Source organism: Curtobacterium sp. SP.BCp, from assembly GCF_051903255.1.
In the GTDB taxonomy this organism is placed as follows: Bacteria; Actinomycetota; Actinomycetes; order Actinomycetales; family Microbacteriaceae; genus Curtobacterium.
Genome location: NZ_CP194338.1, coordinates 1,220,401 through 1,240,706, shown reverse-complemented (window position 1 = coordinate 1,240,706; position 20,306 = coordinate 1,220,401). Strand labels below are relative to the sequence as shown.

The following is a 20,306-nucleotide window of genomic DNA, read 5'->3' as shown; positions in this document are numbered from 1 at the left end:
CGTCGCGTCGCGTCGCGTCGCGCGTGGCACGACGCCGTGCCAGCAGCATGACGAACCACAGAACCGACATCGAACCGATCCCGGCGCCTGGTTCGACGTCGGAATCCTGGTTCGACAGCGCCTCGTCGGCGCCAACGGCTCGTCGGCGCCCGCGGTTCGTCGGGACCCACGGTTCGGCGGCGCCCACGGTCGCCGCACAGCGTCACACCAACAGGCCGCCCTGCCTCAGACCGTGAGGTCGCCCGAGAACACCAGCTCGGCGGGTCCGGACAACGCGACGTGCTCGCCGTCCTCCGCCGCGAACATGCGCACCGTGACGACACCGCCAGGAACCCGGACCCGCCAGGTGTCCGGCGCCCCCGAGCCGACCCAGTGCCGCGTCGCCAGGGCAGCCGCGACCGCCCCGGTCCCGCACGAGAGCGTCTCGCCGCTGCCACGCTCGTGCACCCGCATCGTGATCTCGCCGACGCCGTCGTTGATGAGGGGCTCCCCCGGCAGGACGAACTCGACGTTCGCACCGGACTCCGGCGCGGGGTCGAGGACCGGCACGTAGGTGAGGTCGAGGTCGGCGAGCTCGTCGTCCGTCGCGACGGCGACCACGACGTGCGGGTTCCCCACGTCGATGCCGAGGCCCGGCCGGGCGCCGTCGAGGTTCTTCGCCCGGACGAGCACGTCACCGGCGCCGCCGCCCTCGATCCCGAGCCCCCAGCGGCCGAGGTCGGCCTGGAACCCGTTCGTCGTCCGCTGGATGTCGACCAGCCCCTTGCGGCTGCCGACGGTGAGCGTCTCCCCCGGGGCGAGGTCCACCAGCCCGGACTCGGTCAGGTACCGCGCGAAGACGCGGATGCCGTTGCCGCACATCTCGGCGACGGTGCCGTCGGCGTTGTGGTAGTCCATGAACCACACGGCGTCCGGTTCGACCGCGACGAGCGCGCGTCCCTCGGGCAGGGCCTCGGAGCGCACGGCACGGATCACGCCGTCCCCGCCGACACCGAAACGGCGGTCCGCGAGGGCGCGGATGCGCTCGGGGGTGAGGTCGACGACGGCATCGGGATCGGCGAACAGGACGAAGTCGTTGCCGGTCCCCTGGCCCTTCGTGAAGTGCAGCTCGGTCACGCCACGATCCTACGGGCCAGCGCCGACAGGTCCGTCCGATCTGCTCCGGTGACGTCGAGGTCCTCGGCGGCGGCGTACCGCTTGAACCATGCGACCTGCCGCCGGGCGTACTTCCGGGTCGCGAGGCTCGTCGCCGCCACCGCCTCGGCGACGGTCGCGTCCCCGCGGAGCACGTCGAGCGCCTGCGAGTACCCGATCGCCCGCGAGGCGGTCCGCCCCCGCTCCAGACCCGCTCCGCGCAGGCGCTCGACCTCGTCGAGGAGTCCGGCGTCGAACATCCGCTGCGCCCGCGCCTGCAGCGCGTCGACGAGGTGGGCGCGGTCACGTCGCAGGTGCAGGATGCGAGCGGGTCGCCAGGCGCGGGGCGCGGCCGGGAGGCTCGGGGTGACGACCTCGGACCGGCTCGCTATCTCGAGTGCCCGGATCAGGCGCCGCGGGTTGCGGGCGTCGATGGTCGCCGCTGCGTGCGGGTCGAGGCTGCGCAGCCGCTCGAGCAGGATGCCCGGTCCGAGCTCGTCGTGCTCCCGTTCGAGCCGTGCGCGGAGTTCCGGGTCGGTGCCCGGGAAGTCGAGGTCGAACAACACGGCGGACACGTACAGTCCGCTCCCGCCGGCGAGGACCGCGACGCCGCCCTCGCCCTGGATCCGTTCGACGTCACGCCGGGCGTCCCGCTGGTACGCGGCGACACTCGCCTCGTCCGTCACGTCGAGGACGTCGAGCTGCCGGTGCGGGATGCCGTGCCGTTCCTCGGGCGTCAGCTTCGCCGTCCCGATGTCCATGCCGCGGTAGAGCTGCATCGCATCGGCGTTCACGACCTCGGCCGGGCGGCCGCTGGCTCGGACCAGGTCGGCGATCGCGACGGCGAGGTCGGACTTCCCCGTGCCCGTCGCGCCGACGACCGCGATCAGGTCGTCCGTGACACCGCCCTTCGCGCCCCGCGCGGCGCCGTGCTCGGCACCGGAGGCCGGTCCCGTGCCGTGCTCGGCATCAGCGGCTTGTGCCGCGCCGTGCTCGGCATCGTCGGCCCGTGCCGCGCCGTGCTCCGCGCCCCCGGCCCGTGCCGCGCCGTGCTCCGCGCCGTTGGCCTGTGCCGTGCCGTCGCCGGCGTCAGCGGCCGACACGGAGCGACGGGAGGCCGAGCGACACCGGACGCGGCCCGTCACCGGGCGTGGACGGCGTCGGCACCCCGCAGCTCTCGGCCTGCGCGCGGTCCCACGCGTCGCCGGCCCGGGTCCGCCGGATGCGGAGCGGTCCGTCGTTGTCGGCGATGAGGAAGTGCGGCGCAGCGCGCGTCACCTCGACCGTGACGACGTCACCGGGCCGTGGCACGTCCGAACCGCTCGGCACGGAGAAGTGCACGAGGCGGGAGTCCTCCGCGCGCCCGGACAGCCGGTGTGTCTCATCGTCTTTCTTGCCCTCGCCGGTGGCGACGAGGACCTCGACGCTCCGGCCGACCTGGGCGGCGTTCTCCTCGGCGGTGATGCGCTCCTGCAGGGCGATGAGGCGCTCGTAGCGTTCCTGCACGACCTCCTTCGGGAGCTGGCCGGGCATCGTCGCGGCCGGCGTCCCGGGGCGGATCGAGTACTGGAACGTGAACGCGGAAGCGAAGCGCGAGGCCTCGACGACGCGGAGGGTGTCCTCGAAGTCCTCGTCGGTCTCGCCCGGGAAGCCGACGATGATGTCCGTCGAGATCGCCGCGTGCGGGATCTTCGCCCGGACGCGGTCGAGGATGCCGAGGAACCGCTCGCTCCGGTAGCTGCGGCGCATCGCCTTGAGGACGCGGTCGGACCCGGACTGCAGCGGCATGTGCAGCTGCGGCATGACGTTCGGCGTCTCGGCCATCGCGTCGATCACGTCGTCGGTGAAGGCTGCCGGGTGCGGGCTCGTGAAGCGGATGCGTTCGAGGCCCTCGATGGCACCGGCGGCTCGGAGGAGCTTGCCGAACGCCTGGCGGTCGCCGAACTCCACGCCGTACGAGTTGACGTTCTGTCCGAGGAGGGTGACCTCGATCGCGCCGTCGTCGACCAGCGCCTGGATCTCGGCGACGACGTCACCCGGGCGGCGGTCCTTCTCCTTGCCGCGGAGCGACGGGACGATGCAGAACGTGCAGGTGTTGTTGCACCCCACGGAGATCGACACCCAGCCGCTGTACGTCGAGTCGCGCTTCGTCGGCAGCGTCGACGGGAAGACATCCAGCGACTCGAGGATCTCGATCTGCGCTTCGTCGTTGTGCCGTGCCCGCTCGAGCAGCGTCGGCAGCGACCCCATGTTGTGCGTCCCGAAGACGACGTCCACCCACGGCGCCTTCTCGAGGATCACGTTCTTGTCCTTCTGCGCCAGGCAGCCGCCGACCGCGATCTGCATGCCCGGATGCTCGCGCTTCACGCCCGCGAGGTGTCCGAGGTTCCCGTAGAGGCGGTTGTCGGCGTTCTCGCGCACGGCGCAGGTGTTGATGACGACCACGTCGGCCTGCTCGCCGTCCGCGGCCACGTACCCGGCGGCACGGAGCGAACCGCTCAGCCGCTCCGAGTCGTGCACGTTCATCTGGCACCCGTAGGTGCGGACTTCGTAGGTGCGGGGGCGCGCTTCGACGGTGGCCATGATCGTCCCAGTGTAGGTCGCCACGGGGCCGCCTCGAGGACGTCGAAGCGGCCCGTCCGGCGGCAGTCTCCGCCGGGGTCTCCGCCGGGGTCAGCGGCGGTGCGGTCGCGGTGCGGCGGCGGTCCGGCGGTGGTTCGTCCCGCCGCCGCCACCGGCAGGTGTCACGGCTGCGGTGCTACTCGAACCGGACCGTGCCGCCACCCGGCCACTGTCGCCCGGCGGAGCCGTCGAGCGCACGCTCGACCGCGATTCGCACGACACCCGAGCCGTAGCCCTTGCGCATCAGGAACCCGGAGAGCCGACGCTCGGCGGTCGCACGGTCGAGTCCGCGGAGCTGCCCCGCGCGCTTCGCGGCGAGGTCGAGCGCCCGCACGAACTCGTCGTCCTGGTCGTCGGCCGCTGCGTCGAGGGCCGCGTCGATCGCGACCTGGTCGATGCCCCGGCGGCGGAGCTCCGCCACGACGCCCTGCCGACCGAGGCCCTTGCGCTCGTGCAGCCGGTCGACGAGTTCGGTCGCGAGCGCCACGTCGTCGAGCAGCCCCACGCGCGTGAGTCGCTCGATCTCGCCCTCGACGACGTCCGGGTCGAGGTCGTGCTGGGTCAGCGTCTTCCGCATCTCCGACGTGCTGACCGCGCGACGCCCGAGGGCCCGCATGCTGAAGCGCTCGGCATCGGCGCGCTGTTCGTCCAGGGGCCGGGGTGCGTCCTCGGGCGCGAGCTCCTCGCCCCCGAGGATGGCGAACACCGACGCGGTCGGGGCGTCCGCCTCGGCATCGTGGTCGTACCCGGCATGCTCTGCGCGGGCGCTCCGGCCGATGGCGTCTCCGATGACCGGGGGCACCCACTCTGCTTGCGCGTACGCACCACGCAGCGACGTCGGCAACGGTACCGGCGCATCGGCGTCGTCCTCCATCCGCGGGGCGACGGCGTCCGCACCCCCTTCTGGAGCCGGGTCGGGCGTCTGGCTGCCCGCCGCGCCCCGACGCGACCTCGCACCGAAGAGGTCGGTGACCGGTGCGAGGTCGTCGTCACCCCGGGGCGAGCGGCCGTCCGGGGAGGTCACGCGCCCTTGCGCTCGGCGAGCTTCGGCGCGATCGAGTCGACCGGAGCCTCGACCGCAGCGGTCGCCCCACCGACACCGAGCTTCGCGAGGATCTTGCCCTCGATCTCCGCCGCGATCTCCGGGTTCTGGATGAGGAACGAGCGCGAGTTCTCCTTGCCCTGTCCGAGCTGGTCACCGTCGTACGTGTACCAGGCGCCGGACTTCTTCACGATGCCGTGGTCGACACCGAAGTCGAGCAGCGAGCCCTCGCGCGAGATGCCCACACCGTAGAGGATGTCGAACTCGGCCTGCTTGAAGGGCGGCGCCATCTTGTTCTTGACGACCTTCACGCGGGTGCGGTTGCCCACCGCGTCCGTGCCGCTCTTGAGCGTCTCGATGCGCCGGATGTCGAGGCGCACCGAGGCGTAGAACTTGAGCGCCTTGCCGCCGGCGGTCGTCTCGGGGCTGCCGAAGAACACGCCGATCTTCTCGCGCAGCTGGTTGATGAAGATCATCGTCGTCTGCGTCTGGTTCAGACCACCCGTGAGCTTGCGGAGCGCCTGCGACATGAGTCGGGCCTGGAGACCCACGTGGGAGTCGCCCATCTCGCCCTCGATCTCGGCGCGGGGCACGAGCGCAGCCACGGAGTCGACGACGACGAGGTCGATGGACCCCGAGCGGACGAGCATGTCCGCGATCTCGAGTGCCTGCTCACCCGTGTCTGGCTGGGAGACGAGGAGGGCGTCGATGTCGACACCGAGCTTCTTCGCGTACTCGGGGTCGAGCGCGTGCTCGGCGTCGATGAACGCCGCGATGCCACCGTTGCGCTGCGCGTTCGCGATCGCGTGCAGGGTGAGGGTCGTCTTACCGGACGACTCCGGACCGTAGATCTCGATGATGCGGCCGCGCGGGAGTCCGCCGATCCCGAGCGCGACGTCCAGCGCGACCGAACCGGTGGGGATGACGGCGACGGGGGCGCGCTCGTCCGAGCCGAGGCGCATGACCGTGCCCTTGCCGAACTGACGGTCGATCTGGGCGAGAGCGGTCTCGAGGGCCTTCTCGCGGTCCTGGGGTGAGGGCATGATGCGCTTCCTTCGTGCTCGATGTGGGCTGCCTGTAGGCTGTCGCGCCACACCGGCCGGTGCTGCAAGGCCGGTGCTTCTGCGACAAGGCGTCGGGCCTGTCCCGATGTCGATCAACCTACGGCGGGCCACCGACATCACTGCCGACGATCACGCTCTCCGTGGAGAGGACACCTGGACGAGTCCGCTGTGCAGGAAGCTACCACCGATAGAACACGTGTTCGAGCAACACGCCGAACAGAGTTTCGGGTCGGACGTCAGTCCTTCGGCTCGGCGAGCCCCTTGCCGTGCCGCCGGTCGAGCGGCACGTCCTGGGAGTCGCAGAGCGCGTCCCACACCGTGCGGGCGTCCACTCCCGCGCGGAGCGCCTCGGCGGCCGAACGACCACCGATCGCCTCGAGGACGACGTCCCGGGTGACGACCGCGCCGTAGGCCTCGCCGAACACCTGGTCGACGGCTCGCCAGAACTCACTCACACGCACTGGACCACCCTAACGAGAACACCCCCACCGGCGGACCGGCGGGGGTGTTCGAGGAGCAGTGCGGGTCAGCGCACCGCGAGGTCGTTGTCGAACTCGGCGACGAGCTCGTCGGGCAGCGTGTCGGGGACGGGCGTGAGCCCCTCGACGACGGCGAGACGGTCGCCCACTTCACGCATGATCGTGGAGATGGGCGTGTCGAGCGCGTCGGCGACCGAAGCGAGGATCTCGGAGCTGGCTTCCTTCTGTCCGCGCTCCACCTCGCTGAGGTACCCGAGAGCGACGCTGGCCTTGGACGCGACCTGACGGAGGGTCCGGCCCTTCTGCAAGCGGAAGTCCCGAAGGACGTCGCCGATTTCCTGACGAACGAGAACCATGAGAACTCCTCCTTCCTGTCGTCTCCGGCCCGCTCGATCGGGGTGATCAAGATCGGGTCCGGCAACAGTAGCGTTGCCGGTTGCAGCATGCTAGCCACTGGGGCTGCGGTCCTGCTGGAGATTGCGTCAGATGTAACCCAGTGGAAACGGGGCCTATTCCCCTGCGGTGGGGCGGGACCCGCGTGCCGTGGACGACATCCGTGCCAGGAGTTCGGAGACCGTCGCGTGCCGGATTGCATCGCGATCGCCTTCGAGGTGGAGTTCCCAGGCGGTCGCGCCGGCGGCCGACGCGATCCCGACGTACACCGTCCCCACGGGCTTGCCGTCCTGCGGGTCCGGGCCGGCGACCCCCGTCGTGCTGATCCCCCACGTCGCGGGTTCGCCGTCGACCGACAGCGCCTCGCGGACACCGGTCGCCATCTGCCGCGCGACCTCGGGGTCGACGGCGCCGTGTTCGGCGAGCAGCTCGGCGTCGACGCCGAGGACCGACGCCTTCACCGGCGTCGCGTACGCCACGACGCCGCCCCGGACGACCGCACTGGCACCGGGCACCCCGACGAGGGTCGCGACGACGAGCCCGCCGGTCAGCGACTCCGCGACCGCGACGGTCTCGCCGTGGGCCGTGAGCGTGGCGACCACATCGTGCGCGGAGACGGCGGCGTCAGGCGTGCCCGCGGGCGCGGACGTCACGCCGTGGTCCGGTTGTGCTTCCACGCCTGCCAGAGGTAGTCGATCCCGCTGAGCACCGTCGCCAGGAACGCCGCGGTCATCAGGATGCCGTTCACCCAGTGCGCCCAGTCGCCGACGAGCTGCCACCACGGGAACAGGGCGAGCGTGATCGCGACGGCCTGCAGCACCGTCTTGATCTTCCCGCCGCGGCTCGCCGGGATCACCCGGTCGGACAGCACGGCGAACCGGAACACCGTGATGCCGATCTCGCGCACCATGATGAGGACCGTCACGTACCAGGGCAGCTCGCCGAGGATCGAGAGCGCGACGAGCGCCCCGCCGATGAGCACCTTGTCGGCGATCGGGTCGACGAGCTTCCCGAAGTCGGTGACGAGGTTCTGCCGTCGGGCGATGATGCCGTCCGCGCTGTCGGTGACGATCGCGACGACGAAGAGCACCGCGGCCCAGATCCGGACGGAGGTGTCCTGCCCGCCGTCCGCGAGCAGCAGGACGAAGAACAGCGGCGCCATGAGGATGCGCACGACCGTGATGATGTTCGCCACGTTCGCCGTCGACGCGGGGCCGTCGCCCTTCCGGAGGAGCCGTCCGCGCCACGGGAACTGCGCCGCGCTGTGCGTCCGATCGGTGCTCGTCATCGCACTCACTCCCTGCCGGTCAGTCCCCACGCGTCCTCGTCCGGTCCGTCGTCCTCTTCAGGGTACCCACGCGTCATGTCCGCCACCGGGTCGCCGCCGTAGCGGTCGTCGTCGGGGTCGGCCGCCGAGCCGACGGCGACGCCAGCCGCGGCAGCGGCTCCCGCGGACGCGCCACCGGGCGACGCCGGACCCGCGGGCGCCGCGGGAGCGGCGGCCGTCGGCGGCTCCTCGCCGCGGAGCTTCGCGAGCACGCCGGGGAGCTGGTCCGGCGTGACGAGCACGTCGCGGGCCTTCGACCCCTCGGACGGGCCGACGATGTCGCGGGACTCCATGAGGTCCATGAGGCGCCCGGCCTTCGCGAAGCCGACGCGGAGCTTGCGCTGGAGCATCGAGGTCGAGCCGAACTGGGTCGAGACGACCTGCTCGACGGCCGCGAGCAGCAGTTCGAGGTCGTCGCCGATGTCCGCGTCGATCTCCTTGCGCTCCACGACGGCCTGGACGTCCTGGCGGTACTCGGGCCGGGCCTGCCGGGTGACGTGCTGCACGACCTCGGCGACCTCGCTCTCCTGCACCCAGGCGCCCTGCACGCGGAGGGCCTTCGACGATCCCATCGGCAGGAAGAGCGCGTCGCCCTGACCGATGAGCTTGTCGGCTCCGGGCTGGTCGAGGATGACCCGGGAGTCGGTGACGCTCGTCACGGCGAACGCCACGCGGGACGGCACGTTCGCCTTGATCAGACCGGTGATGACGTCGACCGACGGGCGCTGCGTCGCGAGGACCAGGTGGATGCCGGCCGCGCGGGCGAGCTGGGTGATGCGGACGATCGACTCCTCGACGTCCCGGGGGGCGACGAGCATGAGGTCGGCGAGCTCGTCCACGACCACGAGCAGGTACGGGTACTTCTTGAGCTTCCGCTCGCTGCCCGCCGGCAGGATGATCTCGTTGTCCTCGATCGCCTTGTTGAAGTCGTCGACGTGGCGGAACCCGAACGACGCGAGGTCGTCGTACCGCATGTCCATCTCCTTCACGACCCACTGCAGCGCCTCGGCCGCCTTCTTCGGGTTCGTGATGATGGGCGTGATGAGGTGCGGGACACCGGCGTAGATCGAGAGCTCGACGCGCTTCGGGTCGACGAGGACCATGCGGACCTCGGACGGCTTCGCGCGCATCAGGAGCGAGGTGATCATCGAGTTGATGAACACCGACTTGCCGGAGCCGGTCGAGCCCGCGACGAGCAGGTGCGGCATCTTCGCGAGGTTCGCGACGACGAAGCCGCCCTCGACGTCCTTGCCGACGCCGATCGTCATCGGGTGCTTCGACTTGCGCGCAGCGTTCGACCGGAGGACGTCGCCGAGCGACACGGTCTCGCGGTCGGTGTTCGGGATCTCGACGCCGATCGCGCTCTTGCCCGGGATCGGCGAGAGGATCCGGACCTCGTTCGACGCGACCGCGTACGACAGGTTCTTCGACAGCGCCGTGACGCGCTCGACCTTCACACCGGGGCCGAGCTCGATCTCGTATCGCGTCACCGTCGGCCCACGGGAGAACCCGGTGACCTTCGCGTCGACCTTGAACTCCGTGAGGACGCCAGTGATCGCCGCGACGATGTCGTCGTTCGCCTGGCTGCGCGCGACCGACGGGGTCCCCGCGCTCAACGTGGTGGCCGCGGGGAGTCGGTACGGCTTGTCCGGGTCCTCGTCGTCGGCGGTCGCCGACAGGCCGTCGGCAGCGTCGGCCTGGTCGTCGGCCGGGTCCTCGGCCGGGAGGCTCGGGGAGACCACCGGGGACACCCCGGCATCCGGACGGGTCGCCTCGCCCACCGTCGGCTCGGCCACGGGGGCGGGTGCGGCGGGCACCTCGGCACCGAAGTCGCGGAGCGCCTGCTCGGCCTGTTCGAGGTCCTGCTCGACCGAGTCGTTGAGGTTCACGGACCCGGGCTCGGACGGCGTGTGGTCGATGAGCCCTGCGGCCGCCCCGGCGTTCGGCGAGACCGACGGCGCGGTCGGGGCCGCCTGGGTCGCCGCAGCGGGCAGCACGGGGCTGTCGAAGGCCGGGTCTTCCTCGCGCCCGGACTTGTTGCGCCGCCACCACGGGACGGTCTCGGCGGCCTCGTCCGCGGGGGCGCCGTCCTCGCCGAAACCGAGGTCGTCGAACAGCTGGAAGTCCTGCGAGTCCTTCTTCCCCTTGCCGCGCGGCTTCCGCGGGGTCGGCTCGGGGGCGACCTCGACGGCCTCGTCGACCGGTGCCGGGGCGCCGAAGAGGTACGCGTAGAGCTCGTGCAGCCGTCGCCCGGTCTTGTTCGGCGGCGTCTTCGTGATGATGAACAGCGACAACACCAGGAGCACCACGGCCACGGGCACGGCGACCCACGCGGTGGCGATCGTGACGAGCCACCCGATGACGACCCAGCCGAGCACACCACCGGCGGCCGCGAGGGCGGGCATGCCGTCGGACGCACTCGGCGTCCCGCCGAAGACGTGGCACAGCGACGAGATCGACACGAGCAGGATGCCGAGGCCGATCCCGATGCGGGTGTTGTCGTGGACCGAGGCGGGGTGCCGGAACAGCCACCCGGCGAACACGACCATGATGACCGGCAGCGCGAACGCGAGCCGGCCGAACAACCCGCCGAACGTGTAGGCGTCGAGGTTCACCGACACCGCGCTCGTCGGGTTGAGCCACTCGACGACCGCGCCGGCGATCGCGAGCAGGACGAGCAGGAACGGGAAGCCGTCGCGTCGCTGGTCCTTCTCGAGGGACTCCTTGCCGAGCACGCGGAAGAGCGCGCCGACGCCGTGCGCCATCGCGAGCCAGGCGGTCACGAGCGGGTTCTGCTCGCGGAACACCGGCGGCTGTGTGGCGGGCGGGAGCTTCTTCGTCGTGGCCTGGGTGCGCGACGTCCCACGCGTCGCGCTCGTGCGCGACGACGAGGACGCGCGTGAGCGCGTGGTCGACTTGATGCCTCCGGCCATGGGTCGAACCCTAATCCCCGCCCAGGACAAACGAGCGGAGGCCCGCCGCAGCGTCCGTGACGGACGTGTGACGGGCCTCCCGGCCGAACGCGCGACAGCGCGACAGCGATCTACGCCTCGATGACCACCGGGACGATCATCGGACGACGGCGGTGCTTGGAGTTGACCCAGCGACCCACCGTGCGGCGCACCACCTGGCTGAACGCGTGCGCGTCACGTGTGCCGTTGGCCGCAGCCTCGGACAGTGCCTTCGCGATCTGCGGACGGACGTCGTCGAAGACGGAGTCGTCCTCGGCGAACCCGCGCGACTGGATCTCCGGACCGACGACGCACTGCCCCGTGGTGAAGTCGACCGCGCAGAAGATGGAGATGAAGCCCTCTTCCGCGAGGACCCGACGGTCCTTGAGGTCGGCGTCGGTGATCTCGCCGACGGTCGAGCCGTCGACGTAGACGTAGCCGATGTCGAGCTGCCCGGCCACCGTGACCTCGCCGTCCTTGAGGTCGACGACGATGCCGTCCTGCCCGAGGATGACGTTCCGCGGCGGGACACCGGTCTGGATCGCGAGGTCGGCGCTGGCGTACAGGTGGCGGTGCTCGCCGTGGACGGGGAGCACGTTCTTCGGCCGGAGGATGTTGTAGCAGTAGAGCAGCTCGCCGGCGCTGGCGTGTCCGGAGACGTGCACCTTCGCGTTGCCCTTGTGCACGACCTTCGCGCCGAGCTTGGTGAGCCCGTCGATCACGCGGTAGACGGCGTTCTCGTTGCCCGGGATGAGGCTCGACGCCAGGATGACGGTGTCGCCCTCGCCGATCTCGATCTGGTGCTCGAGGTTCGCCATGCGCGCGAGCACGGCCATCGGCTCGCCCTGCGACCCGGTCGACATGTAGACGATCTGGTCGTCCGGGACGTTCTTCGCCTTCTTCGTGTCGATGAGGACGTCGTCCGGGACCCGGAGGTAGCCGAGCTCGGCCGCGATGGTCATGTTGCGGATCATCGAGCGACCCATGAACGCGACCTTGCGGTTCGCGGCCGCCGCGGCGTCGAGGACCTGCTGTACGCGGTGCACGTGCGACGAGAAGCTCGCGACGACGACCTTCTTGCGGGCCCGCGTGATGATGTTCTCGAGGATCGGGCCGATGTCGCGCTCGGGGGCGGTGAACCCGGGGACGTCGGCGTTCGTGGAGTCCGGCAGGAACAGGTCGACGCCCTGCTCGCCGAGGCGGGCGAAGGCGCGGAGGTCCGTGATGCGGTCGTCGAGCGGGAGCTGGTCCATCTTGAAGTCGCCCGTGTGCAGCACACGACCGGCGGGGGTCGTGATCGCGACGGCGAGGGCGTCCGGGATGGAGTGGTTCACGGCCACGAACTCGAGGTGGAACGGGCCGAGCTGCTCGGTCTGGTCCTCCTGCACGACGAGCGTGTAGGGCTTGATCCGGTGTTCCTTGAGCTTCGCCTCGACGAGCGCGAGGGTCAGCGTGGAGCCGATCAGCGGGATGTCGCCGCGGAGCTTCAGCAGGTACGGGACGGCGCCGATGTGGTCCTCGTGCCCGTGCGTGAGCACGACGCCGAGCACGTCGTCGAGACGGTCCCGGATGGGCGCGAAGTCGGGCAGGATGAGGTCGACACCGGGCTGGTGCTCCTCCGGGAACAGCACGCCCGCGTCGACCACGAGGAGCTTGCCCTCGTACTCGTACACGGTCATGTTGCGACCGATCTCGCCGAGCCCACCGATGGGGACGACGCGGAGGGTGCCGGCTTCGAGCGGCTGCGGTTCGGAGATCTGGGTGGGCATTCGGTCCTGACTGTCGTGCGACGCGCTACCGCTGCGCCGCGGTCTTTCCTAACGTGTGGTGCCTGGCACCTTCGGCAGTGCGCCGCCGGCCGCTGCGTTGCGGTCGGGGCGGAAGTTCGAGAAGTCGGCACCCGGGATGTCCCGGACCGCTTCGAGGGAGGTCTCGATGGCGTAGGCCTCGGTGTCCTCGGGGCCGACGAGCGGGAGCCGGACGCGCGGGCTGCCGATCCGGCCGAGCCCGTGCAGCACGTACTTCGCCGCGACGGTGCCGGGGACGTGGGTCATGATCGCACGGACGAGGGGTTCGACGCGCTTGTGCTCGGCGGTCGCGGTCGCGAGGTCGCCGCGGTTCACGGCGTCGACGATGGTGCGGTACGGCGTGCTCGTGATGTTCGCGGTCACGCCGATGAGCCCCGTGGCGCCGATCGACAGGTGCGGGAGCACGTTCGTGTCATCGCCGGAGAAGTACATGAGGTCGGTGTTGTTGAGCACCCGGGAGACCTCGGCGAAGTCGCCCTTGGCGTCCTTCACGGCGAGGATGTTCGGGTGGTGCGACGCCCGCACGATGGTCTCGTACGTGATCGGGATGCCCGTGCGGCCGGGGATGTCGTAGAGGATCACCGGCAGGTCGGTCGCGTCCGCGATCATCCGGAAGTGGGTGAGCACGCCCGCCTGGGTCGGCTTGTTGTAGTACGGCGTGACGATCATGACGCCGTCGGCGCCGGCCTTCTCGCTCTGCTTGTAGAGGTGGATGGCGTGCGCGGTCTCGTTCGAGCCACCGCCCGTGATGATCTTGGCGCGGCCGGCGGCGACGGACTTGCCGACCTCGACGAGCCGGAGCTTCTCGGGGTCGGTGAGCGTCGACGTCTCGCCGGTGGTGCCCGTGACGACGATGCCGTCGGCGCCGGCGGTGATGCAGTCGTCGATGTGCTGCTCGACGCCGGGCCAGTCGACCTCGCCGTCGGCGGTGAACGGGGTCACGAGGGCGACGAGGACCTGACCGAAGGGATTCTCACGCGTGGACACGGGGACCAGCGTACCGGGGTCGGGCGTCGGGCCCGCAGTCCGCCCGGACGGTGGACCGGCCTGGAGGCGCGGTGCGGCCCCGGCACGTGAGCGTCGTTGGAACCACGGTTGCGACATCGAACCAGATGGGGTGCCCGGTTCGACGTCGCTTTCGTGGTTCGACGCGGCGGCGCGCTACGAGCGCGTGCGCTCCGCGCGACGCCACTCGAGGAAGCGGAAGCGCGTGCCGTCGACGCGGGACTCCTGCCACGGGCCCTCGTCGACGAGCGTCCACCCCTCGCCGAGTTCCGGCGCGACCGTGTCCCCCGGCACCTCGACGTCGATGACCGTCTCGGACACCCGGTCGGCGAAGGCGAGCCCCGCCGCGTACACCTGCCCACCGCCGATCACCCACACGGGCTCGTCGGTGTCGAGCGCGGTCGCGAGGTCGTGCACGACCTCGGCCCCGGCTGCCCCGTCGGTCCCTGCCCAGGAGTCGTCACGCGTGAGCACCACGTTCCGCCGCCCGGGCAGCGGCCGGAACCGCGGCGGCAGCGACTCCCACGTCCGTCGCCCCATCACCACGGTGGCGTCGCCCGTGACCTGCCGGAAGTGCGCGAGGTCCTCCGGGACGTGCCAGGGCATCCCGCCGTCGGCACCGATGACGCCGTTCGTCGAGCGTGCCCAGACCATGCCGACGCCGCGCACCGGCTCGGTCCAGCCGTCGGACGCAGCAGCGGTCGGCATCAGACCGCGACCGCCGCCGTGATGGCGGGGTGGTGGTGGTAGCCGACGACCTCGAGGTCCTCGTACACGTAGTCGTCGATCGAGTCCCGCGGCGCGAGGCGCAGCGTCGGCATGGAGTACGGCGTCCGGGTGAGCTGCTCGCGGACCTGCTCGACGTGGTTGTCGTAGACGTGGCAGTCGCCGCCGGTCCACACGAAGTCCCCGACCTCGAGCCCGGTCTGCGCCGCGATCATGTGCGTGAGGAGCGCGTACGAGGCGATGTTGAAGGGCACGCCGAGGAACATGTCCGCGCTCCGCTGGTAGAGCTGGCACGAGAGCTTGCCGTCCACGACGTAGAACTGGAAGAACGCGTGGCACGGCGCGAGGGCCATGTCCGGCACGTCGGCGACGTTCCAGGCCGACACGATGAGCCGCCGGGAGTCCGGGTTCGTCCGGATCTGCTCGATGACCTGGGCGATCTGGTCGACGTGCTCGCCCGACGGGGTCGGCCAGGACCGCCACTGCACGCCGTAGACCGGACCGAGGTCACCGTCCTCGCCCGCCCACTCGTTCCAGATCCGGACGCCGTGCTCCTGCAGCCAGCGCGCGTTGCCGTCGCCGCGGAGGAACCAGAGCAGCTCGTACGCGACCGACTTGAAGTGGACCCGCTTGGTGGAGACGAGCGGGAAGCCCTTCGACAGGTCGTAGCGGAGCTGCGCGCCGAAGAGGCTCCGCGTGCCGGTGCCGGTGCGGTCGCCCTTCGGCGAGCCTTCCTCGAGCACGCGACGCAGCAGGTCCTCGTACGGAGTGGGGACGGTCGGGTCGGGCAGCACGGTCGCGTCGGTCACGACCACGAGCCTACGACGAGCCGGGGACATGCCCGGGTTGCTGAGTAGCGTTGTGGGCATGCCCGACACCACCCCCCAGCCGCTCTCGATCCTCGTCGCCGGCGCGTCCGGCTTCATCGGCACGCCGCTCGTCCGCGCGCTGCGCGAGGCCGGGCACCACGTCACCACGCTCGTCCGGCGCGAGCCGCACTCCCCCGCCGAGTTCCGCTGGGCGCCGGGCTCCCGGCCGCTCGACCCCGCCGTCCTCGACGGGGCTGACGTCGTCGTCAACCTCGCCGGGGCGAACATCGGCAAACTGCCGTGGACGGCCGCCTACAAGCAGGAGATCCTCGGGTCGCGGGTGTCCGCCACCGAGACGCTCGTCGAGGCGATGCGGCACGCCACGAACCCACCGGCGCTGTTCCTGTCCGGCTCGGCGTCCGGCGTGTACGGCGACCGACCCTCCGACGTGCTCGAGGACGACGCGGCCCCCGGCTCCGGCTTCCTCGCCGAGGTCTGCACGGCGTGGGAGGCCGCAGCGGACGCCGCTCCGGACGGCGTGCGCGTCGTGACGCTGCGGACCGGCATCGTCGTCGGGCAGGGCGGTGGCGCGCTGGCCCCGCTCGTGCCGCTCACGAAGGCGGGCCTCGGCGGTCGGCTCGGCACGGGTGGCCAGTTCTGGCCGTGGATCGCGCTCGACGACGAGGTCGGTGCGATCGTGCACCTCGCCACGGCCCCCGAGGCCGCCGGGGTGTCCGGCCCGGTGAACCTCGCGGGTCCGGAGCCGGCCGTCGCCGACCGCATCACGCACCGCGTCGCCGAGGACCTGCACCGCCCGTACCTGTTCCGGATGCCCGAGTTCGCGCTGCGCCTCGTCCTCCGCGAGGCCGCCGACGAGATGCTGCTGTCGAGCCAGCAGATGGTCCCCACGAAACTCCTCGAGTCCGGCTACGCCTTCCGGTACACGCGCGCCGAGGACGCGGTCGACGCCGCGTTCTGATCGCGACCAGCGGACGGCCGGGAGGCCCGTGGCGGCCCCGCCACCGGCCTCCCGGCCGTCGTCAACGTGCCCTGGTGAGCGCTTCGCGCATCGCGGCCCGCGCCCGCTTGCGGTCACCGGCGGCGTCGTAGACGACGCCCAGCCGGTACCAGCCGCGCCAGTCCGACGGGTCCTGCTCGACCGCCGCCTTGTAGCGCGGGAAGAGCTCGTCCGCGGCCTCGCGGGTCGGCCGACCGGAGGGCCGGACGTCGACGACGTCGTCCGGGGCACCGCCCTCGGCCTCGAGCCGTGCGCCGAGTCGGGTGATGCGGAAGCCGAACCGGAGTTCGAGGACGAGCAGGAGGGCACCGATCGCCGCGACGACGAACAGTGCGACCCCGATGCCGATGCCGACGGGGACGCCGGTGGCGATGAACGCGACGGCACGCTGTCCGACGAGCACGATGTAGACCACGAGGAGCACCGCCATGAGCGCGGCGCCCCAGAACGGCGAACGGGCGGACTTCAGCACGGTCGTCCCTCAGCCGATGCCGAGGACACTGCCGAGTCCCACGGTGAGCCCCCGTACCGCCGCGACCGCGGACAGCGCCGCCCGGATGCCCGCGACGTACGCGACGTCGTCGTTCGTGTCGTGCCGGATCGTCAGGGTCTCACCGGGGCCGCTCAGCAGGACGTCCTGCACGGCCTTGGTGCCCGGCAGCCGCAGGGAGTGGATCGGGATGCTCGCGACCTGCTGTCCGCGGGCACGCTGGTCGACGTGCGGTGCGTCGACCGGGCCGACCTCGCGGCGGGCGTCGGCGATGAGCTCCGCGGTGCGGACGGCAGTGCCGGACGGCGAGTCCACCTTGCCGGCGTGGTGGGTCTCGACGATCTCGACGGCGGGGAACCAGGGCGCGGCGATCGTCGCGAGGTGGGTGCCGAGCACGGAGCCGATCGAGAAGTTCGGGACGACGAGGACGCCCTGTTCCGGTCGGGCCTCGAGTCCGGCGCGGAGCTTCGCGAGCCGGTCCTGCGACCAGCCCGATGTCCCGACGAGCACGTTCGCGCCGGAGGTCAGCGCGTTCTCGACGATCGCCGGGCTGAGCGCCGGGACGGTGACGTCGACCACGAGTCCCGCTCCCGCGAACACCGACGGCGGGGCCTCGTGCGCGCCGTCCTTCGACGAGAGCCGTGCGACGAGCTCGAAGTCCGGCAGTTCCTCGACCACCGAGGCCACGAGGGCCCCGAGCCGACCGGTGGCGCCGACGACGGCGACGGGAGTGACCATGCCCTCCATCCTAGGATCGGGGCATGCCGCTCGACGTCAGGACCGTGCCAGCCGACCTGCCCGAGGTGGACGCGTTGCTCGACGCGTACCTCGACGAGCGCGAGCGCACGTTCCCGACGGCGCAGGGGACGTACTCGCGGAAGCGGACGCCGGCCGCCGAGTTCGTGCCGCCGAACGGCGTGTTCGTGGTCGCGTACGACGACGGCGTGCCGGTCGGGTGCGGCGGGCTGCGGCGGATCGCCGACGGCACGGCCTCCGGTGGCGGCACGGGCGTCGACGTCCGCTTCGAGGTGAAGCACGTGTTCGTGAGCCCCGCCGGGCGTGGCCACGGGGTCGCGACGGCGGTCATGGACGCCCTCGAGCAGCAGGCCGCGCGCCTCGGCGCCACGAGCGTCGTGCTCGACACGAACGACTCGCTCGCCGCGGCGGGCGCGATGTACCGGAGCCGCGGGTACGAGCGCACCGAGCCGTTCAACGAGAACCCGAACGCGACCGCCTGGTACCGCAAGCCGGTCGTCTGAGCCGACCCGCGCCTCCAGGCTGGTGCCGCACCCGACGGACGCGACCCGACGGGCCCGCACAGACCGGCCTGCTCAGACGGGCTGGTCGACCGGCAGGCCCGTCCGGAACTCGACCGGCAGGTGCGCCAGGTCGTTCAGCGTGACGACCTCGGCCGGCTTCGCCGAGCGGATGCGGATGATCGTGAGGGCGGTGTGCGCCACGTTGGTGCCCATCCACCGCCACTCCGGCGCCTGGAAGGCCTCCCGGACGAACCAGCCGATCACGGCGTTGTGCGTGATGAGGAGGTCGTGCCGGTCCTCGCGCGCCGGGGTGAACCACTCGGCGACGGCGTCGCCCATCTGCGCCTGGCCGGCGACGATCTCCTCCTCGGTGATGCCGCCGTACCAGCCCTGGTAGGCGTGCGGCATGTCCGGGGTGGGGCCGGAGGGGATGCAGTCGAAGAGGAGGGTCGAGGGCTCGGGCTGGATCGAGGGCAGTCGCTGCGCGATGAAGGCCGCGGTCTCGCTCGGGGCCTCCAGGGGCGAGTGGTACACGCCGTCGAACGGGACGCCCCCGAGGCGGTCGGCGACGAGGGTCGCCTGGCGCTTGCCCCGCTCGGACAGCTTGCCGTCGCGGAGTCCGTGCTCGGCGTCCTGGTGTTCGCCGTGCCGGACCAGGTACAGGTAGTGCGACATGTCGATGCTCAACCCCCGGTGCTGATCGCCGTTTCGAGGTCCTCCTGGCGCACGGCACCGACGACCGAGGTGATCATCGGTCGGGTCAGCAGGTCCGCTGCGAGTTCCTGGACGTCGGCACGGGTCACGCGGTCGACGCGCTCGAGCGCCGTGGCGAGGTCGGTGTACTCCCCCGTGCCGAGCTCGGAACGGCCGAGTCGGGTCATGCGTGCGTCGGAGTCCTCGAGCGACAGGGTCAGCGCCCCCTCGATCTGCCCCTTCGCACGGCGGAGCTCGTCGTCCGAGATGCCGTCCGACACCATCCGGGCGAACTCCTGGTCGACGATCTCGACGACACCGGGCACGTTGTCCGGCGCGCAGCCCGCGTAGACACCGAACGCTCCGTTGTCGAGGTAGGCCGGCGCGAAGGAGGACACCGCGTAGGCGAGGCCGCGGCGCTCACGGACCTCCTGGAAGAGCCGGGAGCTCATGCCCCCACCGAGCACCGCGTTGAGCACACTGAGGGTGGGGCGCCGTTCGTCGCGGAGGTCGAGGCCCTGCGAGCCGCGGAGCATGCTGACCTGCTCGGTCGGACGGTGCACGACGGAGAGCTTCGGCACGGCGGGGTCGGCGACGGGCTGCGGGGTGCGTCGCGCGAGCGGTGCCGAGCGTTCGGCGTGCTGGAACACCGAGGCCACGAGGTCGCGGAAGCGGTCGTGGTCGACGGCCCCGGCGGCGGTGACGACGATGCCGTTCGGCGCGTAGTGCTCGCGGTAGTGGGCGAGGACCTCGTCGCGCTGCACGGCCCGGATGCTGTCCGGGGTTCCACCGATCGGCCGTCCGAGGGGGTGCCCGTCGAAGGCCGCGGCGAAGAAGGCCTCGCCGGCGACGTCGGCGGGGTCGTCGGCGGCCATGGCGAGTTCCTCGAGGATGACACCGCGCTCGATGTCGAAGGCCTCGGGGTCGAGGACGGACCCGGTGACCATGTCGCCGATGACCTGCACGGCCATCGGGACGTCGGCGTCCCGGACCCGTGCGTAGTAGCACGTGTACTCCTTGGCCGTCGCGGCGTTGTGCTCGCCGCCGACCGAGTCGAACGCGATCGCGATGTCGAGCGCGCTGCGGCCCTCGGTGCCCTTGAAGAGGAGGTGCTCGAGGAAGTGCGTGGAGCCGAACTGCCCCTCGCGCTCGTCACGTGAGCCGACGCCGACCCAGAAGCCGATGCTCGTCGAGGCGGCACCCGGTACGGCCTCGGTGAGGACGCGCACGCCGGAGGGCAGGACGGAACGGCGGACGAAGGCGCCTCCGGACGTCAGGAACGACGTGTCCGGGGCCTCCAGTGGCAACGGCACAGGGTGACTCATCGGAGACGAGCCTACTGATCGTCGAGGCGCTTCCCCCCAGTTTCACTGCGGTTCTCGACGTGCCTCGAACTGGGGTACACAAACTGAGGACAGACCGACTCGTCTGTCTGTCCTCCTTGTGGTACTGTTTCTCCACCGGGTCGGAAGCCCCCCCTAGATTC

Annotated in this window: 20 protein-coding genes; 2 read left to right on the top strand and 18 right to left on the bottom strand. The window is 71.4% G+C overall.

Going from position 1 to position 20,306, the window contains the following annotated elements:
* Nucleotides 1-225 precede the first annotated feature (225 nt).
* The 14 genes from dapF to ACRQ4C_RS06080 form a co-directional block, all read right to left on the bottom strand.
* A complete protein-coding gene (gene dapF / locus ACRQ4C_RS06145) occupies nucleotides 226-1,116 on the bottom strand; it encodes a diaminopimelate epimerase (protein ID WP_439690490.1) in 891 nt (296 codons plus the stop codon).
* Complete coding sequence (gene miaA, locus ACRQ4C_RS06140) at nucleotides 1,113-2,024, bottom strand: tRNA (adenosine(37)-N6)-dimethylallyltransferase MiaA (protein ID WP_439690877.1); 912 nt, start codon at nucleotides 2,022-2,024, stop codon at nucleotides 1,113-1,115. The genes dapF and miaA overlap by 4 nt, the downstream gene beginning before the upstream one ends.
* 199 nt (nucleotides 2,025-2,223) lie before the next feature.
* Nucleotides 2,224-3,717 (bottom strand): tRNA (N6-isopentenyl adenosine(37)-C2)-methylthiotransferase MiaB, encoded by a 1,494-nt coding sequence (gene miaB, locus ACRQ4C_RS06135; RefSeq protein WP_439690489.1) that lies wholly within the window; start codon nucleotides 3,715-3,717, stop codon nucleotides 2,224-2,226.
* A gap of 175 nt (nucleotides 3,718-3,892) precedes the next feature.
* Complete coding sequence (locus ACRQ4C_RS06130) at nucleotides 3,893-4,780, bottom strand: regulatory protein RecX (RefSeq protein WP_439690488.1); 888 nt, start codon at nucleotides 4,778-4,780, stop codon at nucleotides 3,893-3,895.
* Nucleotides 4,777-5,841, bottom strand: a complete 1,065-nt coding sequence (recA, locus tag ACRQ4C_RS06125; protein WP_290132293.1) for a recombinase RecA — start codon at nucleotides 5,839-5,841, stop codon at nucleotides 4,777-4,779. The genes ACRQ4C_RS06130 and recA overlap by 4 nt, the downstream gene beginning before the upstream one ends.
* Nucleotides 5,842-6,098: 257 nt before the next feature.
* The gene (locus tag ACRQ4C_RS06120) at nucleotides 6,099-6,323 is read right to left on the bottom strand and encodes a DUF3046 domain-containing protein (RefSeq protein WP_290132294.1); all 225 of its coding nucleotides are present in this window, start codon (nucleotides 6,321-6,323) and stop codon (nucleotides 6,099-6,101) included.
* Between the two features lie 65 nt (nucleotides 6,324-6,388).
* Nucleotides 6,389-6,697: a helix-turn-helix domain-containing protein gene (locus tag ACRQ4C_RS06115; protein ID WP_058725115.1), complete on the bottom strand. Its 309-nt coding sequence runs from the start codon at nucleotides 6,695-6,697 to the stop codon at nucleotides 6,389-6,391.
* A 153-nt stretch (nucleotides 6,698-6,850) separates the two neighbouring features.
* Nucleotides 6,851-7,387, bottom strand: a complete 537-nt coding sequence (locus ACRQ4C_RS06110) for a CinA family protein (RefSeq protein WP_439690487.1) — start codon at nucleotides 7,385-7,387, stop codon at nucleotides 6,851-6,853.
* On the bottom strand, nucleotides 7,384-8,022 hold the full coding sequence (pgsA, locus tag ACRQ4C_RS06105) for a CDP-diacylglycerol--glycerol-3-phosphate 3-phosphatidyltransferase (RefSeq protein WP_290132295.1): 639 nt from the start codon (nucleotides 8,020-8,022) through the stop codon (nucleotides 7,384-7,386). Before pgsA ends, ACRQ4C_RS06110 begins: the two co-directional genes overlap by 4 nt.
* Nucleotides 8,023-8,027: 5 nt before the next feature.
* Nucleotides 8,028-10,994: a DNA translocase FtsK gene (locus tag ACRQ4C_RS06100; protein WP_439690486.1), complete on the bottom strand. Its 2,967-nt coding sequence runs from the start codon at nucleotides 10,992-10,994 to the stop codon at nucleotides 8,028-8,030.
* 110 nt (nucleotides 10,995-11,104) lie between these two features.
* A complete protein-coding gene (locus ACRQ4C_RS06095) occupies nucleotides 11,105-12,781 on the bottom strand; it encodes a ribonuclease J (RefSeq protein ID WP_439690485.1) in 1,677 nt (558 codons plus the stop codon).
* Nucleotides 12,782-12,829: 48 nt separating this feature from the next.
* On the bottom strand, nucleotides 12,830-13,807 hold the full coding sequence (gene dapA / locus ACRQ4C_RS06090; protein ID WP_022903605.1) for a 4-hydroxy-tetrahydrodipicolinate synthase: 978 nt from the start codon (nucleotides 13,805-13,807) through the stop codon (nucleotides 12,830-12,832).
* 174 nt (nucleotides 13,808-13,981) lie between these two features.
* Nucleotides 13,982-14,533, bottom strand: coding sequence for a dihydrofolate reductase (locus tag ACRQ4C_RS06085; RefSeq protein ID WP_439690484.1), 552 nt, complete (start codon nucleotides 14,531-14,533; stop codon nucleotides 13,982-13,984).
* On the bottom strand, nucleotides 14,533-15,360 hold the full coding sequence (locus ACRQ4C_RS06080) for a thymidylate synthase (RefSeq protein WP_439690483.1): 828 nt from the start codon (nucleotides 15,358-15,360) through the stop codon (nucleotides 14,533-14,535). Before ACRQ4C_RS06080 ends, ACRQ4C_RS06085 begins: the two co-directional genes overlap by 1 nt.
* A 58-nt stretch (nucleotides 15,361-15,418) precedes the next feature.
* Between ACRQ4C_RS06080 and ACRQ4C_RS06075 the strand changes: the two genes are divergently transcribed.
* Nucleotides 15,419-16,339, top strand: coding sequence for a TIGR01777 family oxidoreductase (locus ACRQ4C_RS06075; RefSeq protein WP_439690482.1), 921 nt, complete (start codon nucleotides 15,419-15,421; stop codon nucleotides 16,337-16,339).
* Nucleotides 16,340-16,400: 61 nt separating this feature from the next.
* On the opposite strand, the gene ACRQ4C_RS06070 is transcribed toward ACRQ4C_RS06075, so the two are convergent.
* On the bottom strand, nucleotides 16,401-16,808 hold the full coding sequence (locus tag ACRQ4C_RS06070) for a tetratricopeptide repeat protein (protein ID WP_290134268.1): 408 nt from the start codon (nucleotides 16,806-16,808) through the stop codon (nucleotides 16,401-16,403).
* A gap of 51 nt (nucleotides 16,809-16,859) precedes the next feature.
* The gene (locus ACRQ4C_RS06065; protein WP_439690481.1) at nucleotides 16,860-17,606 is read right to left on the bottom strand and encodes a 4-hydroxy-tetrahydrodipicolinate reductase; all 747 of its coding nucleotides are present in this window, start codon (nucleotides 17,604-17,606) and stop codon (nucleotides 16,860-16,862) included.
* Nucleotides 17,607-17,629: 23 nt separating this feature from the next.
* Between ACRQ4C_RS06065 and ACRQ4C_RS06060 the strand changes: the two genes are divergently transcribed.
* Nucleotides 17,630-18,127 carry a GNAT family N-acetyltransferase gene (locus ACRQ4C_RS06060; protein WP_439690480.1) on the top strand — a complete coding sequence of 166 codons (498 nt, stop codon included), beginning with the start codon at nucleotides 17,630-17,632 and terminating at the stop codon, nucleotides 18,125-18,127.
* A 72-nt stretch (nucleotides 18,128-18,199) separates the two neighbouring features.
* On the opposite strand, the gene ACRQ4C_RS06055 is transcribed toward ACRQ4C_RS06060, so the two are convergent.
* Complete coding sequence (locus ACRQ4C_RS06055; RefSeq protein WP_058725153.1) at nucleotides 18,200-18,802, bottom strand: histidine phosphatase family protein; 603 nt, start codon at nucleotides 18,800-18,802, stop codon at nucleotides 18,200-18,202.
* Nucleotides 18,803-18,810: 8 nt separating this feature from the next.
* The gene (locus ACRQ4C_RS06050; RefSeq protein WP_439690479.1) at nucleotides 18,811-20,145 is read right to left on the bottom strand and encodes a M16 family metallopeptidase; all 1,335 of its coding nucleotides are present in this window, start codon (nucleotides 20,143-20,145) and stop codon (nucleotides 18,811-18,813) included.
* Nucleotides 20,146-20,306 lie beyond the last annotated feature (161 nt).